The organism is Streptomyces sp. NL15-2K, assembly GCF_030551255.1.
In the GTDB taxonomy this organism is placed as follows: Bacteria; Actinomycetota; Actinomycetes; order Streptomycetales; family Streptomycetaceae; genus Streptomyces.
Genome location: NZ_CP130630.1, coordinates 2,236,018 through 2,250,830 on the forward strand (window position 1 = coordinate 2,236,018; position 14,813 = coordinate 2,250,830).

Consider the following 14,813-nt stretch of genomic DNA (forward strand, 5'->3'; position numbering starts at 1 on the left):
CTAGCTCTGGGGGCGGCCCGTGGCCACCGCGTAGAAGGCGACCGCGGCCGCCGCGCCCACGTTGAGGGAGTCGACACCGTGGGCCATCGGGATGCGGACCCATTCGTCGGCGGCCACCAGGGCCTGGGTGGACAGGCCGTCACCCTCGGCGCCGAGCATCAGGGCCACCCGGTCCATCTTGTGCGGGGCGGCTTCGTCGAGAGTCCTGGCCTTGGTGTCCGGGGTGAGGGCGAGCAGCGTGAAGCCCGCCTCGCGGACCGAGTCCAGGCCCTTGGGCCAGGTGTCCAGGCGGGCGTACGGCACGGAGAAGACCGCGCCCATCGAGACCTTCACGCTGCGGCGGTAGAGGGGATCGGCGCAGTCCGGGGAGAGCAGGACCGCGTCCATACCGAGGGCGGCGGCGGAGCGGAAGATCGCGCCGATGTTGGTGTGGTCGTTGACCGACTCCATGATCACGACCCGGCGGGCGGTCTGGAGCAACTCGGCGGCCGCGGGCAGCGGCTTGCGCTGCATGGAGGCGAGCGCGCCACGGTGCACGTGGTAGCCGGTGACCTGTTCGGCGAGCTCCGGGCTGACCGCGTACACCGGTGCCGGGAGCTCGTCGATGACGTCGCGCATGACGTCGACCCACTTGGCCGACAGCAGCATCGAGCGCATCTCGTACCCGGCGTCCTTGGCCCGCCGGATGACCTTCTCGCCCTCGGCGATGAACAGGCCCTCGGCCGGCTCGCGCTTGCGGCGCAGTTCGACGTCGGTCAGGCCCGTGTAGTCGTGCAGGCGCGGGTCGTCGGGGTCCTCGACGGTGATGAGATCGGCCACAGGGTGATACTGCCTTGTCCTGGGTGCGGTGCCAACGGCTCGGGACGGGTTGGGTTACCCGCGGTTACAAATGGCGTGTTCACGCGGTCGCGGGCGGGCCCACGGTGACGACCTCGCCGATGACGATGACCGCCGGGGGCTTCACGTCCTCCGCCTGTACGGTCTCGGCGACCGTCGCGAGCGTCGCGTCGACGCGGCGCTGGGCGGCCGTCGTGCCCTCCTGGACGAGGGCCACGGGGGTGTCCGGGGACTTGCCGTGGGCGACCAGCGTCTCGGCGATCCTGCCGATCTTGTCGACGCCCATGAGGATCACGAGCGTGCCGGTCAGCTTCGCGAGTGACGGCCAGTCGACCAGCGAGCGCTCGTCGTCGGGGGCGACATGGCCGCTGACCACGGTGAACTCGTGTGCGACACCGCGATGGGTGACCGGGATGCCGGCCGCGCCCGGGACCGAGATCGAGCTGGAGATGCCGGGGACGACGGTGCACGGGATGCCGGCCTCGGCGAGGGCCTGGAGTTCCTCCATGCCGCGACCGAAGACGTACGGGTCGCCACCCTTGAGGCGTACCACCGACTTGCCCTGCTTCGCGTGCTCGATCAGGGCGTTGTTGATGGCTTCCTGGGCCATGAAGCGGCCGTACGGGATCTTCGCCGCGTCGATCACCTCGACGTGCGGGGGCAGTTCGGCGAGGAGGTCGCGCGGACCGAGGCGGTCGGCGATCACGACGTCGGCCTCGGCGAGGAGGCGGCGGCCGCGGACCGTGATCAGGTCGGGGTCGCCGGGGCCGCCGCCGACCAGGGCGACGCCGGGCGTGCGGGTGCGGTGGTGGGGGGCGACCAGAGTGCCGTCGCGCAGGCCCTCGACGACCGCGTCGCGGATGGCGGCGGTGTGGCGGGGGTCGCGGCCGCGCGCGTTCGTGGTGAGAACGGCGACCGTTACGCCCTCGCTGATGCCGGTGGCGGGGGTCCAGGCCGTGGCGGCGTCGGCGTCGTCGGAGCGGACGCACCACACACGGTGCGTCTCCGCCTCGGCGGAGGCTCGCCTGTTCGCCTCCGGGTCGCTGGTGGCGATCAGGGCGTACCAGGCGTCGGCGAGGTCGCCTTCGGCGTACGGGCGTTTCATCCAGGTGATCTCGCCCGCGTCCGCCATCGCTTCGACCGAGGGGCTCGCTTCGGGGGAGACGAGGTGGATGTCGGCGCCTGCTGCGATCAGTGCCGGGAGGCGGCGCTGGGCGACCTGGCCGCCGCCGAGGACGACGACCCTGCGGCCGGTGAGGCGGAGGCCTACGGGGTAGGCGGGGTGTTCGGCCATGAGGGTGCGGCTCCTCTTGCGGCGGCGGCTCGGTGGCCCTGACGTGCGGATTTTACGGTGCGGGCGGGTGTGGCGGTTCAGGTGGTCAGTGGCTGGGCACCGTCGCCGTCCGCGGGTGCGTGGTCCGTGCCCACCCTTCCGCCCTGCGGAACGGCTGCCTTCACGGACCACGCGGCAGGCTGCAGAGGGACCCCGGACCGCAGTCCCGGAATCCCACGCCCGCGATTCGGTAACCGCTACTTCTCGGTTACCCCCGCCGAGTCGAAGGTCGCCACCTCGTGCATCGCTCTCGCCGTGCTCTGGACCAACGGCAGAGCGAGCAGCGCTCCCGTGCCCTCGCCCAGGCGGAGGTCCAGGTCGACCAGGGGGCGCAGGCCCAGTTTGTTGAGGGCGGCCACGTGGCCGGGCTCGGCGCTGCGGTGGCCCGCGATGCAGGCCGCGAGGACCTCGGGGGCGATCGCGCGGGCGACCAGTGCGGCAGCGCCGGCGCTGACGCCGTCCAGGATCACCGGCGTACGCAACGACGCGCCGCCGAGGAGCAGGCCGACGATGGCGGCGTGCTCGAAGCCGCCGATCGCGGCCAGGACGCCGATCGGGTCGGCGGGGTCCGGCTGGTGGAGCTCGAGTGCGCGGCGGACGACCTCCGTCTTCCGGGCGAGCGTCTCGTCGTTGATGCCGGTGCCGCGGCCCGTCACCTCGGCCGGGTCCGTGTCGGTGTAGACGGAGATCAGGGCGGCGGACGCGGTGGTGTTCGCGATGCCCATCTCACCGGTGAGCAGGGCCTTGTTGCCGGCCGCCACCAGGTCGCGGGCCGTGTCGATGCCCACCTCGATGGCCTGCTTGGCCTCCTCGCGGGTCATCGCGGGACCGGTGGTCATGTCGGAGGTGCCCGCGCGGACCTTGCGGGGCAGGAGGCCGGGTGTGGCGGGCAGTTCGGCGGCGACGCCGACGTCGACGACGCAGACCTCGGCGCCCACCTGGGTGGCGAAGGCGTTGCAGACCGCGCCCCCGCCGAGGAAGTTGGCCACCATCTGGGCCGTGACCTCCTGCGGCCAGGGGGTGACGCCCTGGGCGTGCACGCCGTGGTCACCGGCGAAGATGGCGACGGCCGCGGGCTCCGGGATCGGCGGCGGGCACTGGCGGGACAGACCGGACAGCTGGGCGGAGATGATTTCGAGCATGCCGAGCGCGCCGGCCGGCTTCGTCATCCGCTTCTGCCGCTCCCACGCCTCGCCGAGCGCCTTGGCGTCCAGCGGGCGGATCTGCGCGACGGTCTCGCCGAGCAGGTCGTGCGGGTCCTCGCCGGGCAGGGCGCGACGGCCGTACGTCTCCTCGTGGACGACCCAGGACAGCGGCCGGCGTTTGGACCAGCCCGCCTGCAGCAGCTCGGGCTCGTCCGGGAACTCGTCGACGTAGCCCACGCAGAGGTAGGCGACGACCTCCAGGTGCTCGGGCAGGCCGAGCGCGCGGACCATCTCGCGCTCGTCGAAGAAGCTGACCCAGCCGACGCCGAGGCCCTCGGCGCGGGCGGCGAGCCAGAGGTTCTCGACCGCGAGCGCGGAGGAGTACGGCGCCATCTGCGGCTGCGTGTGACGGCCGAGGGTGTGGCGGCCGCCGCGGGTGGGGTCGGCGGTGACGACGATGTTCACCGGGGTGTCGAGGATGGCCTCGATCTTCAGTTCCTTGAACTGCTTCGCCCGGCCCTTGGGGAGGGACTTCGCGTAGGCGTCGCGCTGGCGCATGGCCAGTTCGTGCATGGTGCGCCGGGTCTCCGCCGAGCGGATGACGACGAAGTCCCAGGGCTGCGAGTGGCCCACGGACGGGGCGGTGTGGGCGGCCTCCAGGACTCTGAGCAGCACCTCGTGCGGGATCGGGTCGCTGCGGAAGCCGTTGCGGATGTCGCGGCGCTCGCGCATGACCTTGAGAACGGCCTCGCGCTCGGCGTCGTCGTAGCCGGGGGCGGCCGGGCCGGTGGACTGTCGTGCGTCTTCCACAGCGGCCGTGCTCTCCTCTTCCTGGTCCTGCCGGTCTCGCAGGTCGTCCTGCTCGGCGGCCCGGGTGTCCAGGTCCTCCGCCTGCTGTGCGAGGTCGGGGTCGCCCTCGCGGGGTGCGGGGAGGGTGATCGACTGCGGCGGGGTCGGCGCGAGGTGCGGCGTGGTCGGCACCGAGCCCTCGACCGGGACGAACTCGCCCATGGGCTGGCCAGGGGCGTGGTCGTGGCTGTGTTCGGCGGACGCCGGGTTGGCTGCCTCCGGCATCGGCGCCTCGGGCGCGGGGACGCTCGGGCCGGGCGCCGACTGGTCGTGCGGGGGTTCCTGTGCCGCCTCGTCCGTGGGGGTGCCCTGGTGGGCGGCCGCGTCCTCGGGAGGGAGCGCGTTCTCCGCGACGGGGGTCGGCGGTTGGGGTGCCTGTGTCGGAGCGTCCGCGGCGATCTGGGCGGCGGGGTCCGGGTGCTGGTGCGCGTCCGGGGCGGGAGGCGTGGGAGCGGTGTCGACGGCCGGAGCGGGGGTGACCGCCGCCGGGTCGGGCGCGGAGGGGGCTGGAACGGCCGAGTGGGGCGCGAAGGCGGCGGCAGGCTGGGCTGCCGCGGCGTCTGCGTCTGCGTCTGCGTCTGCGGCCTGTGTGTCGGAGTCGGGGGTGCCCGGCTGTACGAGGGTCGGCGCCGCGTCCTGCGTCGGCTGTGCGTCCTGCGCGAGGGGCGGGCCGGGGACGAGCTGCGGGGCCTGGACATGCTGCGGCCCTTGGGCGGGTTGGGCGTCCGGCACGGGTGCCTGGTTCTGCTCCGGTACGGCGTGCTCGGCCACCGGGCCCTGGGGGGACTCGGGGGTCACGGCGGCGGAGACGTCGGCGACGGGCTGTTCAGCCGGTACGGCCTCTGCGGCCGACGGGACGGCCGGGGTTTCGGGGGCTGCTTCCGGTACGGCACCGGGTACGGCGGCCTCAGCGAGCTGCCCGGCGTCCTGGCCTGGAGCGGCAACCGGAGTGTGAGCGGCGTCCTCGGCCGGGACAGCAGCCGCAGCCTGACCGGCATCCTCGGCCGGGACGGCAACTGGAACCTGCCCTGCCTCCTGGGCGGAGACGGCAACGGGAACTTGTCCGTCCTCCTGGGCGGGGCCGGTTCCAGGGACCCCGGTCTCGGGGGCAACGGCCTCGGAACCCGGCGCGGTCCCGTCGGCATCGGTCACAGGGGCGGCCTCGGAAACGGGCGTGTTCTCGGGGCCCTGAACAGCGTCGGGGCTAGGGACGAACCCCGGAGCCTGCGCGGCGTCCGACGCGTGGACGGGTTCCGGCATCTGCCCGGCATCCGCAACGGGGACGGCCTCCGGCATCTGCCCGGCATCCGCAACAGGGACGGCCTCCGGCATCTGCCCAGCGTCCGCAGTGGGCTGCGCCCCAGGGAGGGCCTGCCCCGCCTCCACCGCAGCGGGCTCGGGCTCGGCCACGGAAGCGGCACCGACCTCCGGTCCAGAACCCGGGACCTCCCCCGCGTCGGTCGCCTGCACTTCTTCCGGCAGTTCCCCGGCGTCCGGTGTCTGCGTCTCGCCGGCCCCCTGGGCCACCCCGCCACCGACCACAGCCTCACCGCCAACGGCGGCCTCACCGCCCACTCCGGCCTCGCCACCCACGGCTGCGGCGTCACCGCCCACTCCGGCCTCGCCACCCACCGGAGCCTGCGCACCGTAGACGACATCCTGGCCTTCCGGAGACTGCGCACCGAACCCGGCATCCTGGCCCTGGCCCTGGCCCTGGCCCTGGCCTTGGCCCTGGCCTTGCCCGTGGCCCTGCCCCTGCCCCTCCGGCGCGAAGCCCGCCTTCGCAGGCCGCGGCGCGGTCGCCGTGACCGCCTCCGTCGCGAGACGGGCCACGGCGGCCTGAGCGGCCCCCGCCGCTTCGGCGGCCTGGGGCGCGGCCACGGCCTCGACCCTCTGACCGTCCACCGGGACAACCGTTTCGGCAGCCGGTGCCTCGGTGCTCACCGGTGCCTGGACCGCACCGTGCACCACGGCCTGGACCGCACCCTGCGTCTGAGCGCCCCAAGGCGCCGCCCCCTGCGGGGTCATCTCCCGCGCCTGCGGAACGTCGAGGTACTCGGGGCCGCCGGCCGACGGGCCGGCCTGGCGTACCGGTGCGCCGACGGCGCCACGGTCGGCGAGGGAGCGGACCGGGCTCGCGGAGGTGTCGGGGATGGGTGGGCCGAGGTGCAGGGGCCGGCGGGGCGGGGCCTGCGTCGACGGCGGTGTCGGGTTCGGGAGGCGGACCCCGCTGAGGTCGACCGAGCCGCTGTCGCGGCCGGACATCTCGTGCGGGCCCGGCTCGTGCACGGCCTCGACGACCGGCTCCGGCGCGGGCGGGGGGACCTCGTTGCCCCACGCGCCCTGAGCGCCGGGCAGGAGCAGCAGGTCTTCGTCCTCGGCGGTGGTCTCGGAGAGGTAGGTGTACGCGCCGTGCGCGGGGGCGCCCGGCTGCTCCACCATGCCTGCGTTCTCCGGCAGCCCCTCGCCCGGGACCTGGCCGGTGTCGGTCATGCGTACCCCTCGCCCATCGGTTAGTGCTTCTACGACCAGCTCATCCGGAACGGCGCACCGACCGCTCCGCAGTGAAGAACGAGCATGCGTGCCCAGCGGCACGAACGACCCGACGCCAAAAGACGACAAAGCCATTAACTGGCATTGTCGCGGCCGTTGCTCCGTCGCGACACCTCGACCCGCGACGGCCCGCTGTGGACTGCGCCACGTTGCGCGCCCTCCGGTTCTGCCGTACCACACCCACCCCAAAACGGGCGTGCTTTCCGGACATTGGCCTACGAAGCGCCGGGCGTCCGCGTGCGGTACAACGATCGGCCAGCCTACCGCGCGCAGTACGACAACAGGATCACGGGGACGGAACAGAGGGTCAGGGCGTGCGGTCCGGCAAGAGGCCGCTGAGCAGGAACGCGACGCTTCGCTCGGTCTCCGTCCAGGCCCGCGTGTCGAGTTCGACGGACTGGACGAGGGCGCACTCGACCTGGTAGCCGTGCTCGGTCAGGTTTCGGCCGACGAGTTCGGCGGCGTCGCGGGTCGCCGCGTGGGTGACGATGCGCTGGGGGCGGCGGTCGGCGACCGCGGAGACCACGGCCGCTCCCCCGCCGCCGACGCGGACGACGTCCGGTTCGGGAAGGTTCTCCAGGACGTGCGGGGCGGTGCCGCGCACGATCTGCAACTGCACCCCGAAGCCGCGGGCGGCGGACTCCGTGCGGGCACAGGCCGCCAGGTCCCGGTCCACGGCGATGACGGCGGCGCCGGCGCGTGCCGCCTCGGTGGCGAAGGCGCCGCTGCCGCAGCCGATGTCCCACACGAGGTCGCCGACGCGCGGGCCCAGCCGGGCGAGTTGGGCCGCGCGGAGCAGTTCCGCCTCACCTTCGCCGAGGTCACCGCCGTACATCTCGGCGGGCAGCGCCCAGCCGCGCGGGCCGGTACCCGGGTCGCGTCCGGCGATCCAGCCGGCGCCGTCCGCCGCGCCACCGGGTCCGACAGGTCCGACGCGTCCGCCGATGACGATGACGACGTTCGGGTCGCGCCAGGTGTGGTCGGCGGCCTTGTCGGAGGTGACGACGGTGACCTGTTCGCGTGTGGTGCCGAGTTCCTCGCAGATGACGAAGGTGCGGTGGACGCCTTCCAGGAGGAGACCGAGTTCGGCGGGGCCGGCGCCGGGTGAGGTGAGGACGGCGACCTTGGTGTGGGCGCGGCACACGTTCACCGCGCGGCGCAGGGTGCGTCGGTGTGCGACGACCACGTGTGCGTCGTCCCAGGGCATACCGGCCCGGGCGAAGGCGGTGGCGACGGAGGAGACGGCGGGGACGACCTCGACCTCGAGCCCGAACTCGGGCGCCCGCAGGGTCCGTACGACACCGAAGAAGCCGGGGTCGCCGTCGGCGAGCACGACCGCGGTGCCTCGGTGGCCGGCGATGCGGCGGGCGGCGAGGGAAACACTGCCGAGGCGGATGCGTTCGGCGGCGGGCGGCACCTCGGGCAGCGCCAGATGGTGGCCGGCGCCGGCCACCAGCGTGGCGGCACCCAGGGCCCCGCGTGCCGCGGCGGTCAGCGGCGAGCCGTCCCAGCCGATCACCGTGACCCGGTCGGCCATCGTCTCTCAGTCTCCAGAGGTCTTCGCACGTGGTCGGAGGGAAGTCCCCGAGTGGGCTTGGTGAGGGTACCCGGTGGCGCCGGGAAGCGGTTTCATCACGCTCGGCCCGGTTGCGTCAATTCCAGTCCGAGTACGAGGTGAAACCACCGGTGTCGGCCAGTTGCTCGGCGACGCCGGCGAGGTCCTCCGGCAGCAGGCTCCAGACGATGACATCCGTACGGACGTCGGTCCACTCCCCGTCTCCCATCCGGGAGCGCGCTATCCAGGCGTTGCGCAGTACGCCCTCGCTGATGCAGCCGATCTTCTGGGCCACCTGCTGGGAGGCGGCGTTGTCGGCGGCGGTGCGCAGCTCCAGGCGCTCGAACTGCTGGTCGTGGAACAGCCAGTGGGCGGCGGCGAGGGCGGCCTCGGAGGCGTAGCCCTCGCCACGGGCCCAGGGCGCGACGACGTAGGAGATCTCGCTGGAGCGGACGCGCCAGTCCGTGTTCTGGAGGTGCACGATGCCGACGAGTCGCTGGGTGAGGAACTCGCTGACGGCGAAGACGATGCCGCGGCCCTCGGTCCGTTCGGCGGGGGCGCGGCGGGTGATCCAGTCGCGGGCGTGGGCCTCGGTGTAGGGCTGCGGCACCGAGGTCCAGGCGGTGACCTGTTCGTCGTTCATCATCTCGGCGAAGGACTCGGTGTCCGACTCGTCGAAAGGGCGCAGGACCAACCGCTCCGTGCTGATGGAGATGTTGGGGAAGGTGCTCGTCATGCGCCGCTCCGTAACCGTCGGGAAACCTTCAGGGGCCTGCTGAACTGCCCAGCATGCAGCATGGGAGCACCGAACCGCACGACGGGGTCAGCTCCCCGTGAGGGAGGTGACCCCGTGCGTGACGGTACGTCGGTATACGCGTCCGGGGATCAGAACGACGCGATGACCGAGCCCTCGTACTTGTCCTCGATGAACTTCTTGACCTCGGCGGAGGTGAGGAGCTTCGCGAGCTTCTTCACGCGCGGGTCCTTCTCGTTGCCGTTCTTGACCGCGAGGAAGTTGCCGTACGGGTTGTTCTTCGCGGACTCCAGGACGAGGGCGTCCTTCGCGGGCGACAGGTCGGCCTCGATGGCGTAGTTGCCGTTGACGACGGCGGCGTCCACGTCGTCCAGGGAGCGCGGGGTCTGGGCCGCCTCCAGCTCCTTGAACTTGAGGTTCTTGGGGTTCTTGGCGATGTCGGAGGGGGTCGCCTCGTTGCCGACCCCGTCCTTCAGCGTGATGAGCCCGTTCGCGTCGAGGAGCTTGAGCGCACGGGCCTCGTTGACGCTGTCGTTCGGGACGGCGACGGTCGCGCCGCTCTTCAGGTCGTCGGCGCGCTTGACCTTGTGGGAGTAGAGGCCGAGCGGCTCCAGGTGGACGGTGACGACGGGCACGATGTCGGTGCCGTTCTTCTTGTTGAAGTCGTCGAGGTACGGCTGGTTCTGGAAGTAGTTGGCGTCCACCGAGCCGTCCTCGGTCGCCGTGTTCGGCGTGACGTAGTCCGTGAACTCCTTGACCTCCAGGTCGAGGCCCGCCTTCTTCGCCAGGTTGTCCTTGACGTAGGTGAGGATCTCGGCGTGCGGGGTGGGGCTCGCGGCGACGACCAGCGGACCGCTGGTGTCGGAGGCGGCGGAGTCCTGCGAGCCGCAGGCGGAGAGCCCGAGGGTGAGGGTTCCGGCGGCGAGGACGGCAGTGGTGACCTTGGCGGTGTTACGCACGAAAAGTGCCTTTCCTTCTGGGTGGAGCGACCCCGCTGTGGGTGTGCGGGGACATCAGGGGAAGGTGACTCAGACGGTCTTGCTCGGCGCCGTGGACGCCTTCAGCAGGCGGAGCCTGGGCGCGGCGCCCGATCGGCCGCCGCGCCGGTGCAGCGAGCGCGCCGCGTAGTCGCCGGCGAACTGGATGACCGAGATGACGACGGCGAGGATCGCCACGGTGATCCACATCAGCTCGGTCTCGAAGCGCTGGTAGCCGTAGCGGATGGCGATGTCGCCGAGGCCGCCGGCCCCGACCGTGCCGGCCATCGCGGAGTAGCCGATGAGCGCGACGACCGTGGTCGTGGTGCTGGAGATCAGCGACGGCAGCGACTCGGGGACGAGGACCTTGTGTACGACGGTCCAGGTGTTGCCGCCCATCGACTGCACGGCCTCGACCAGCCCGCCGTCCACTTCGCGGACAGCCGTCTCGACCAGGCGGGCGAAGAAGGGGATCGCGCCGATGGCGAGCGGCACGATGGCGGCCTCGCGGCCGATGGTCGTCCCGGTGATCGAGCGCGTGAAGCCCATCAGCGCGACCATGAGGATGATGAAAGGCAGCGAGCGGGCGACGTTCACGACCTGCCCGATCACCTTGTTGGCGACGACGTTCTGAAGGAGGCCGCCCCGGTCGGTCAGGACGAGCAGGATGCCGAGCGGAAGGCCGCCGACGACGGCGATGATCGTGGACCAGCCGACCATGTAGAGGGTGTCCCAACACGCCTGCTCCAGCAGGGGCTGCATTTCGGACCAGGTCACTTGGCACCTTCCTTCACCAGCAGGGGCTCCTGGCCCAGGACTTCGATGTGCAGGCCCTGTTCACGCAGGAAGCCGATGGGCACGACGTTGTCCTCGTAGCGGCCGGGCAGTTCGATGCGCATCCGGCCGACCTGGAGGCCGCCGACGGTGTCGATGGCGGCGCCGAGGATCGATATGTCGATGTTGTAGGTGCGTGAGAGCTGGGAGATGACCGGCTGGGTGGCGGCCTCGCCCTGGAAGGTGACGTCGAGGACGGTCCGGTCGTCGCCGGAGGCCTCGCCGCCCACCGGGAACAGTGCGCCGGCCAGCTCGGAGCCCGGGGTCGCGAGGAGCTCGCTGACCGTGCCGGACTCGACGATGCGGCCCTGCTCCATGAGGGCGGCCGAGTCGCAGATCGACTTCACGACGTCCATCTCGTGGGTGATGAGCAGAACGGTCAGGCCCAACTGCCGGTTCAGGTCGCGCAGCAGCTGAAGGATGGAGCGGGTGGTCTCCGGGTCGAGGGCGCTGGTGGCCTCGTCGGACAGCAGGACCTTGGGGTCACCGGCCAGGGCGCGGGCGATGCCGACGCGCTGCTTCTGGCCGCCGGAGAGCTGGGCGGGGTAGGCCCCCGCCTTGTCGGCCAGACCGACGAGGTCGAGAAGCTCGAGGGCCTTGCGGGAACGTTCCTTCCCCGACGTGCCGAGGATTTCGAGCGGCAGCTCGACGTTGTCCCGCACGGTCCGGGAGGACAGCAGGTTGAAGTGCTGGAAGACCATGCCGATACGGCTGCGCGCCCGGCGCAGTTCCCGGCCCGCGCGCGGGCCGCGTCCGGCCAGGGCGGTGAGGTCCTGCCCGGCGACGGTCACCGTCCCGGCGGTGGGTCGCTCCAGGAGGTTGACGCAGCGGATGAGCGAGGACTTGCCGGCGCCGGACTGGCCGATGACGCCGTACACCTCGCCTTCGCGGACGTGGAGATCGACGCCGTCGAGGGCGGTGACCTCGCGGCCGCGGGAGCGGTAGACCTTGGTCAGGCCCGAGGTGGTGATCACTGGGATTCCGTCACTGTCGTGCGCAGGGCGTGGGTGTGCCCTGGCAGGGGTGCATTCGGTCGGGAACGCGTCACGGTTCTCGTGCGGTGGCATGGGAAACCGGGGAGAACATGTGCGCGGGGGCGGTTGTCACATACGGCTTACGGCGTACGGACACGCCACGGCGTCTCGCTTCGGGGCGCGAGACTCCAGGTGGTGCGGGGGCCCTCTAGAAGGCGCACATTCGACACAGACAACGAGCACCGGGCGTCATGGTCGCCTCGGTCGCAAGGGTGCGGTGGCTCGTGATGGTCATGCGATCAGTAAAGCAGACGTACGGTCCTGGCAAAGCGCCGCTGTCCGCATCCCGGACAGCGGCGGACAACTTTCAGCCGCGGACGGAGATCTCCACTCCCGCGTCGGTGACCAGGACGGACAAGGCCGACAGATCCTTGACCACGAGGTCGGCGGTGAGCTCGTGGGCCTGGTGGGTTGTGGTCAATGCCACGGTGGTCATTCCGGCGGCGCGGCCCGCCTGGAGGCCGGCCGGGGCGTCCTCGAAGACGAGGCAGCGGGCCGGGTCGACGCCCAGTTCGCGGGCGGCGAGCAGGTAGGGCTCGGGGGCGGGCTTGCCGCGCGTGATGTCGTCGGCGGCGATCAGGGTCTTGGGCAGGATGCCGACGGCGTCGAGGCGGGCCTCGGCCAGCCGCCGGGTGGCGGAGGTGACGACGGCCCAGCGCATGGGGGTCCCCCCGCGCGAGCGAAGCCGAGCGTGGGGGAGGGCAGCGCGTCGAGCAGCGCCTTGGTGCCGGGCAGGAGGTGCGCGCCACCGTTGGGTACGTCCTCCACCTCCAGCAGCTCGATCCGTGCCACGGCCTCCGGGACGACGTCGGCGGGCAGCAGGTCGGCGGCTATCTCCGCGGCCGGCCGTCCGTGCAGTTCGACGCGCCCGAACTCCTCGGCGGTGATGCCGTACTCCACGGCCCACCGCGTCCAGCAGCGGTCCACCGAGGCGAGGGAGGAGACGAGGGTTCCGTCGTTGTCGAACAGGAGGGCCTGGGCGTGGATCTTCATGGGGCAGACCCTACGGTGCACGCCGGGGTCGGCCGCATCGGGTCTTTTGGCCCGTAATAGGGTCACGACATGCTTGATGCCCTGACGCTCGCGACCGGCGTCGCCGCGCTTGTGCTCGCCGCGTGGTGCGGCTGGGCGGCCTATCGCGGTCAGCCGACCAAGGACTGGCACTTCATCGGGATGGCCGTGGTGTCGGTGCTGGCCCTGGTGCAGCTCGTGGTCGGGATCGTGCAGCTGGCGCGGGGCGAGAAGCCGGAGCAGGGCACGACGATCTTCGTGGCGTATCTGCTGGGGGCGTTCGCGTGCGTGCCGGCGGCGGGGTTCATGTCGCTGGCGGAGCGCACGCGGTGGGGATCGGTGACGGTCGCCGCCGGCGGGGTGGTGCTGGCGGTGCTGGAGGTGCGGCTCTATGACATCTGGAGAGGCTGAAGTGGCCGTGACGGAAGAGAAGCCGACGCGGCTGATCAGTGGGCCGGGGATACTGCTGGTCTGGTTGTACGGCGTGATGGTCGTCGGGGCGGTGTCGAGATCCGTGTACCAGATCGCGACCGAGTTCGACCGGGCGCCGCTTGCGTATTCGCTGTCCGCGGTGGCGGGCTTGGTCTACGGGTTCATCACGTACTCGCTGGTGCGGGGTGGGGAGACGGCTCGTAAGGCGGCGTTGGTTTGCTGCGGTGTCGAGCTGGCGGGGGTGCTGACCGTCGGCACCTGGACGCTGGTCGAGCCGTCCGCGTTCCCCGACTCGACCGTGTGGTCCGACTTCGGGATGGGGTACGTCTTCATCCCGGTGATCTTGCCGCTGTCTGCCATGTACTGGTTGCGGAAGGCCGCGCGGCAGGGGGATGCCGTCACGCCGTAGCCGCGTAAGCCCCCGCCGGCTTTTCGAGGACGACCATCTCCACCCCGTCCGCGCCCTTCGACGTCCCCACCGTCTGGTAGCCCACCCGGCGGTACAGGCTCAGGTTGCTTTCGCTGCGGTGGCCCGTGTGGAGGCGGAACTTCTTGGCGCCGCGCTCCTCGACCAGGGCCGATTCAGCCGCTCGGAGAAGACGCGCGCCGATGCCGTGGCCCTGGAGGCGCGGGTGGACGCAGAGCTTGCCGATGGACGCGGCGCCGTCGTCGGTCACCGCGCCGCGCACAGAGCCGACGACCTCGTCGCCCAGCCGGGCCACGAAGACACAGTCGGAGGCGACTTCCTTGCGGACCGAGTCCAGGGTCTGGACGAGCGGATCGATGCGGTAGTTGCCGTACAGCGCCGCCTCGCTCTGGAAGCACAGGTACTGCAGCCTGAAAATCTGCTCCGCGTCCTGCTCGGTCGCCGCAGAGATGGTCACGCTCATGCCCATGTGCGCACGCCTCCCGCTCACCTGATCGCCTGTTGTCCCTCACTCCTATCCCCGCGCTCCGCGGGCCGCAACCTCCGGTGTGAGCAATCGACGCAGACATCCCAGGCATCTGGAACGTTCCGGACCAAGACTGCCCTGTGAGATACCCAACTCCCCCGCGATTTCCCGGTATGTGAGGTCCCTCGGCGACAGGAGGGCCTCCATCAGGCGGGGACAGCGGCCGGGCAGCCGCCGTACGGCGTCGTGCAGGGCGCGGCGGCGGGCGGCGGCGAGGGCGAGTTGCTCGGGGCCGAGGTCGTCGGTGGCGGGTTCGGTGCCGTACGGCCGTTCGAGTCTGGTGGTACGGCGGCTGCGGCGGGACTCGGCGCGGACGGCACGGCGCAGCCAGTCGGGCGGGTCGAGGGGCGGGCGGTCGGCGTCGAGGCGTTCCAGGAGGCGGAGCCAGACCGCCTGCTCCAGGTCGCCCGCTTCCGTTCCGGTGGCGTGCGCCTCGGCCGAGGCCTCGGCGGTGAGCAGGGGGCGCAGGGTGGTGAGCAGGTCGTGCGTCATGTGCGGGGCGACGCGGCCGCCCGGGCGGTGGGTTGCCCGGGCGGCCGGCTGTCA

Annotated in this window: 12 protein-coding genes and 1 pseudogene; 2 read left to right on the forward strand and 11 right to left on the reverse strand. The window is 71.9% G+C overall.

Annotation, left to right across the window (positions count from 1 at the left end; translation table 11 throughout):
• The 9 genes and pseudogenes from Q4V64_RS09530 to Q4V64_RS54875 form a co-directional block, all read right to left on the reverse strand.
• Complete coding sequence (locus tag Q4V64_RS09530; RefSeq protein WP_124443739.1) at positions 1 to 819, reverse strand: RNA methyltransferase; 819 nt, start codon at positions 817 to 819, stop codon at positions 1 to 3.
• A gap of 79 nt (positions 820 to 898) precedes the next feature.
• Positions 899 to 2,131, reverse strand: a complete 1,233-nt coding sequence (gene cobA, locus Q4V64_RS09535; protein ID WP_124443738.1) for a uroporphyrinogen-III C-methyltransferase — start codon at positions 2,129 to 2,131, stop codon at positions 899 to 901.
• Positions 2,132 to 2,367: 236 nt separating this feature from the next.
• Entirely contained in the window at positions 2,368 to 6,657 is a 4,290-nt protein-coding gene (cobT, locus tag Q4V64_RS09540) for a nicotinate-nucleotide--dimethylbenzimidazole phosphoribosyltransferase (protein WP_124443737.1), read from the reverse strand.
• A 367-nt stretch (positions 6,658 to 7,024) separates the two neighbouring features.
• Complete coding sequence (gene cbiE / locus Q4V64_RS09545; protein WP_124443736.1) at positions 7,025 to 8,254, reverse strand: precorrin-6y C5,15-methyltransferase (decarboxylating) subunit CbiE; 1,230 nt, start codon at positions 8,252 to 8,254, stop codon at positions 7,025 to 7,027.
• 115 nt (positions 8,255 to 8,369) lie between these two features.
• Positions 8,370 to 9,008: a GNAT family N-acetyltransferase gene (locus Q4V64_RS09550; RefSeq protein ID WP_124443735.1), complete on the reverse strand. Its 639-nt coding sequence runs from the start codon at positions 9,006 to 9,008 to the stop codon at positions 8,370 to 8,372.
• Positions 9,009 to 9,157: 149 nt separating this feature from the next.
• Positions 9,158 to 9,985 carry a MetQ/NlpA family ABC transporter substrate-binding protein gene (locus Q4V64_RS09555; protein ID WP_124443734.1) on the reverse strand — a complete coding sequence of 276 codons (828 nt, stop codon included), beginning with the start codon at positions 9,983 to 9,985 and terminating at the stop codon, positions 9,158 to 9,160.
• Between the two features lie 69 nt (positions 9,986 to 10,054).
• Positions 10,055 to 10,780 carry a methionine ABC transporter permease gene (locus tag Q4V64_RS09560; protein ID WP_124443733.1) on the reverse strand — a complete coding sequence of 242 codons (726 nt, stop codon included), beginning with the start codon at positions 10,778 to 10,780 and terminating at the stop codon, positions 10,055 to 10,057.
• A complete protein-coding gene (locus tag Q4V64_RS09565; protein WP_124443732.1) occupies positions 10,777 to 11,811 on the reverse strand; it encodes an ATP-binding cassette domain-containing protein in 1,035 nt (344 codons plus the stop codon). Before Q4V64_RS09565 ends, Q4V64_RS09560 begins: the two co-directional genes overlap by 4 nt.
• A 367-nt stretch (positions 11,812 to 12,178) precedes the next feature.
• Positions 12,179 to 12,864, reverse strand: a pseudogene (locus tag Q4V64_RS54875) (HAD family hydrolase).
• Between the two features lie 69 nt (positions 12,865 to 12,933).
• Between Q4V64_RS54875 and Q4V64_RS09580 the strand changes: the two are divergent.
• Entirely contained in the window at positions 12,934 to 13,293 is a 360-nt protein-coding gene (locus tag Q4V64_RS09580; protein ID WP_124443731.1) for a hypothetical protein, read from the forward strand.
• Positions 13,274 to 13,723 carry a hypothetical protein gene (locus Q4V64_RS09585; protein WP_172629480.1) on the forward strand — a complete coding sequence of 150 codons (450 nt, stop codon included), beginning with the start codon at positions 13,274 to 13,276 and terminating at the stop codon, positions 13,721 to 13,723. Before Q4V64_RS09580 ends, Q4V64_RS09585 begins: the two co-directional genes overlap by 20 nt.
• On the opposite strand, the gene Q4V64_RS09590 is transcribed toward Q4V64_RS09585, so the two are convergent.
• Together Q4V64_RS09590 and Q4V64_RS09595 are read right to left on the reverse strand one after the other, a co-directional pair.
• Positions 13,713 to 14,210 (reverse strand): GNAT family N-acetyltransferase, encoded by a 498-nt coding sequence (locus Q4V64_RS09590; protein WP_124443729.1) that lies wholly within the window; start codon positions 14,208 to 14,210, stop codon positions 13,713 to 13,715. The genes Q4V64_RS09585 and Q4V64_RS09590 overlap by 11 nt on opposite strands.
• 45 nt (positions 14,211 to 14,255) lie before the next feature.
• Positions 14,256 to 14,759, reverse strand: coding sequence for a sigma-70 family RNA polymerase sigma factor (locus Q4V64_RS09595; protein ID WP_124443728.1), 504 nt, complete (start codon positions 14,757 to 14,759; stop codon positions 14,256 to 14,258).
• Positions 14,760 to 14,813: the final 54 nt, after the last annotated feature.

Bases quoted from the DNA above. Each gene is read 5' to 3' on its own strand.
- Q4V64_RS09550 (WP_124443735.1), bottom strand. From the start codon at position 9,008: ATGACGAGCACCTTCCCCAACATCTCCATCAGCACGGAGCGGTTGGTC.
- Q4V64_RS09585 (WP_172629480.1), top strand. From the start codon at position 13,274: ATGACATCTGGAGAGGCTGAAGTGGCCGTGACGGAAGAGAAGCCGACG.
- Q4V64_RS09590 (WP_124443729.1), bottom strand. From the start codon at position 14,210: ATGGGCATGAGCGTGACCATCTCTGCGGCGACCGAGCAGGACGCGGAG.
- Q4V64_RS09595 (WP_124443728.1), bottom strand. From the start codon at position 14,759: ATGACGCACGACCTGCTCACCACCCTGCGCCCCCTGCTCACCGCCGAG.
- cbiE (WP_124443736.1), bottom strand. From the start codon at position 8,254: ATGGCCGACCGGGTCACGGTGATCGGCTGGGACGGCTCGCCGCTGACC.
- Q4V64_RS09580 (WP_124443731.1), top strand. From the start codon at position 12,934: ATGCTTGATGCCCTGACGCTCGCGACCGGCGTCGCCGCGCTTGTGCTC.
- cobT (WP_124443737.1), bottom strand. From the start codon at position 6,657: ATGACCGACACCGGCCAGGTCCCGGGCGAGGGGCTGCCGGAGAACGCA.
- cobA (WP_124443738.1), bottom strand. From the start codon at position 2,131: ATGGCCGAACACCCCGCCTACCCCGTAGGCCTCCGCCTCACCGGCCGC.